The 4,140-nt window shown below is 43.1% G+C and carries 3 protein-coding genes; 1 reads left to right on the plus strand and 2 read right to left on the minus strand.

Going from position 1 to position 4,140, the window contains the following annotated elements; genetic code table 11:
- A partial coding sequence (rfbA, locus tag A3761_RS00005) for a glucose-1-phosphate thymidylyltransferase RfbA (RefSeq protein ID WP_068749601.1) occupies window positions 1–676 on the minus strand: 676 nt, incomplete at its 3' end.
- 35 nt (window positions 677–711) lie between these two features.
- Entirely contained in the window at window positions 712–1,722 is a 1,011-nt protein-coding gene (gene rfbB / locus A3761_RS00010; RefSeq protein ID WP_068739643.1) for a dTDP-glucose 4,6-dehydratase, read from the minus strand.
- A 255-nt stretch (window positions 1,723–1,977) separates the two neighbouring features.
- On the opposite strand from rfbB, the gene A3761_RS00015 reads away from it, so the two are divergent.
- Window positions 1,978–3,972, plus strand: a complete 1,995-nt coding sequence (locus A3761_RS00015) for a M48 family metallopeptidase (protein WP_068554826.1) — start codon at window positions 1,978–1,980, stop codon at window positions 3,970–3,972.
- Window positions 3,973–4,140 lie beyond the last annotated feature (168 nt).

Here is a 4,140-nt window from a genome sequence, read left to right on the forward strand (position 1 = left end):
TTCCCGTATCGAGCCAGGCAAATCCGCGCCCCAGCACTGTTACATTTAGCTGTTCGCGATCAAGGTAGGCATTTATTACGTCGGTTATTTCCAGCTCACCACGAGCTGAAGGTTTAACCCGGCTTGCTATGTCAACGACATCGTTATCAAAAAAATAGAGGCCTGTGATTGCATAATTTGACTTCGGCTCGCTTGGTTTTTCTTCGATAGACAGTACTTGGCCACTATCGCTGTATTCAATAACGCCAAAACGCTCGGGATCTTTGACGCGATAACCAAATACGGTTGCGCCACGTTCTTGCTCTACAGCCTGTTTAAGCTTTGGTGAAAAGTCTTGCCCAAAAAAGACGTTGTCACCGAGAATAAGGCAAACCTTTCCGGAGCCGATAAACTCTCGACCAATAAGAAAAGCTTGCGCCAAGCCTTCTGGCTTCGCTTGCTCAGCGTAACTGAGTCGTAGGCCAAAGTTTTCACCATTGCCCAATAGGTTCTGATAACTCGGTAAATCTTCGGGAGAAGAAATGATTAGAATATCTCGAATTCCCGCTAGCATTAACACAGACATCGGATAGTAAATCATCGGTTTGTCATAGATCGGCAATAGCTGTTTAGAGACGCCTCGGGTTATTGGATATAGTCGCGAACCTGCGCCTCCCGCTAGAATAATCCCCTTCACTCAATCACCTCCCCACACTCTTCTTGTTATTTAGGCTATTTGCTAGTTTCAAACTGGCGCATATACCATGCAACCGTCTTACGCAGACCAGAGTCAAAACTCTCTTTGGGGCGCCAGCCCAAGTCTCTGGATATCTTGGTCGCGTCAATTGCATAACGCTGATCATGACCAGGCCGATCTGTAACATGAGTAATAAGGTCTCGATAAAACGCAACGCCTTCGGGCTTGCTAGGCGCTAAATCCTCAAGGATTTCGCATACCTGATTAACGACCTCTATATTTTGCTTTTCCTGATTACCACCAACCACGTAAGTTTCACCAACCTTACCTTCACTCAACACACAGTACAACGCACTTACATGGTCATCAACATATAACCAATCTCGAACTTGCTTTCCTTCTCCGTATACAGGCAGTTCTTTGCCACTCAAAGCGTTTTTTATAGTTAAGGGGATGAGCTTCTCAGGAAACTGGTAAGGGCCATAATTATTTGAGCAGTTACTTAACAATATAGGCAACCCATAGGTCCGATGCCAAGCCCTTACAAGATGATCAGCACTCGCTTTTGAGGCAGAATACGGAGAGCTGGGTTGGTATGAACTTTTTTCATTGAACCTCCCTTCACCTATATCCCCAAACACTTCGTCGGTCGAAACATGATGAAAACGAAAGCTTTGTTTAGCATCATTGCTTAAGGAGCGCCAGTACAAACGTGAGGCCTCTAGAAGCTGATAGGTTCCAACGATATTAGTTTGAATGAAGTCGCCCGCTTCAGCGATAGAACGGTCAACATGAGATTCAGCCGCCAAGTGAATAACAGCATCGGGCTGAAAGGAATCAAAGCAAGACTTCAAAAGAGCGCTATCGCAGATATCCCCTTCCACGAAGGTATAGCGCTCATCACTTTCTATAGCTGAAAGCGATGCTAAAGTTGCAGCATACGTAAGCTTATCAAGGTTCAAAACCCTGTGTTTGGTAGTATTTACAAGATACCGAACTAAAGCCGAACCGATGAACCCTGCCCCACCCGTTACCAATATATTCATTTAATTATCTTTCCTAATGCTTTGATCTCGCATGATAATCTAGCAAATTTAGACATGATGCAATAATAGATAGTTACATGCATGCTATTTAACAATCGTAAACTTGTATAGTTCGATAAAGATTCTCATGAACTGAAGCGGTCATTCAGTTTTTCTTTTACTACTTCACCTGGAAACCTGATGTATGGCACGGTCTTCGCTTATTAGGGATAACTACCTTAGATAATACAAAAAAGCGGAAGAGGTTTACCTAATATGAGTCCTACTACTCCTAAGCTCCAACCAATCGTAAATGAATTCAGCGATTGTGAACGTTCTGATATTGCACGCCTGCTTATCCACGCGAATGACCTCTACAAGATGTATAACAGTACCGATACTGCTGTTGAAGACAAGAAGGTTTCTTTGGATAAGGCTTTCAAGCTGATCACTGAAGTCATCAACTTCGACCCGAACAACGCGCCGGCAATGAACCTACTTGGCCGCATAGAGCTTGATAGAGGGAATGTTTCTGCCGCAAAAGAACTATTTGATAAGTGCTTGGAGCACTCGCCTGAAAATACACAATACCTGACGAATCTAGGTTATCTACATATAATTTCTGAAGAGCCTGAGTTAGCAATCAGACAGTTCGAAAAAGCACTTTCAATTGATAATGGCAATAAGAACGCATTTCTAGGTATGGCCAGAGCTCATCATGCACTTGGCCACTTCGATGTCGCTTACCTGCATTATCGATCTTTAATCAATCATGGCTATGATGACATTACGATCTTGCATGGCATGCTTAACTGCTGCCCACATATAAAGATAGAATCTTACAACACTCAGCTTGAAGCTGATTTGTTTTTGCTTCTGTCAAAGAGCGAACTGGCTTTAGATAAACTTGCCGGATTCGCTGCGGCATTGCTAGTCAAAAAATATGATTTAAGTAATCCAAATGCGACGATTGAAATGCTTGAAGTCGCAAAAGACCCCTTAGTGTATTACTCCTTACTAAACTGCATTTTACCTGATCCGCATGTTGAAGAATTTATAACGCTATTGCGCCAAAGCATTTTGCTAGAGTGCGTTGAGTCAGGCACCCTTCGGGATGATCTACAAGTGCTAGCTATCGCGATTGCTGTTTATGCGGAGCGTACTAACTTCGCTTTAATCGTTGATGAAGTTGAAGAGGAAAAAGTCGAGCTAATTGATCAATCTCTTCAACATACCCTCCAACACCAGTGGGAAGTTGATGAGGTAGCCGGCGCATTGATTGTTGTGGGTATGTATAAGGCATTCTTCTCTCAGACTTATGCAGTTAACTTAACAGCGCTGGAACTAGATCAGTGGCCATCGGCATTATTACCCTTAATGGAGTCATCCCTATATCGTCGAGCTGAGCGTGAATCTTTCAAGCAGCAGTTCCCAGAAAAGAAAAGTGAACTGCTAACTAGTAAAGATGACTTACCGGGGCCATTTCCAAGGCGGCAAACAATCGACTTTTTTAATCAGCAGTCCTTGAAGCAGGAACTAATCAATAACTTCCAGCTGCCAGAATCGGAACTGCCAGAACGCTTACTGCTATTAGTTGCAGGCACCAATGCTTCTCAACGTGCGCTTGAGTATGCTAATCACTTCAACGATGTTGATGTCCTCGCCCTTGAAAATAGTCTAGAGAACCTAGCTGAGTGTCATCTAAAAGCCCATCAAAAAGGCTTATCTAATATAGTGTTTTGGCCACAATCATTAGCAAAACGTTTTCTTGAAGATGGAAACCAAATTCATTTTGCATCAATCTCAGCTGAAGCGCCGATAGTGGACGCAGAATTTATTGAATTAGTTAAACGCCAGCTTTGTACAAACGGCATGCTAAATATAAAACTGTGTGAATCTCCGGATAACGCGAGTGCAGATATTGAAACGCTGGTTGCTAAGCAAGGTCTTCGTAATACCAGCGCAAATATCAGAGCTCTAAGATCCACCATTCTCGCTGACAAATACAGTGCTTATTGGGAAGGTTTGATTAACGAAGAATATTTCTATTCCATTGATGGATGTCGCCAAGCATGGTTTGGGAGCAATGACCAAAAACCTGTACTGAATACTGCTATCGAACTTAGCAGCAGTTCTGACTGGCAGCTAAGTAAAGTGCTTAACCACTACGGGAAAGCCGTTTCAACCGCTTTGGCGAAAAAGAATTTACTGAAAATAGCAAAAACCAAGCAAATAAATCATGACTACTCAATTTATTTAGCAAAACGCTAGCAATATTCAGCTCAAACTTGGCCAAGATCATGCGCTAAGTTTGAGCTATAACTTCCTTCCAACGCTCATAGTCAGCCACTTCGTCAACGTCCCACGAGTCAGGAAGCACTTGATAGCTTAGTCCTATCCGACTGCAGCAACTAAGCGTTTGCTCCAGCGCCTTATCAC

The organism is Oleiphilus sp. HI0123 (assembly GCF_001635315.1).

Bases quoted from the DNA above. Each gene is read 5' to 3' on its own strand.
- rfbB (WP_068739643.1), bottom strand. From the start codon at position 1,722: ATGAATATATTGGTAACGGGTGGGGCAGGGTTCATCGGTTCGGCTTTA.
- A3761_RS00015 (WP_068554826.1), top strand. From the start codon at position 1,978: ATGAGTCCTACTACTCCTAAGCTCCAACCAATCGTAAATGAATTCAGC.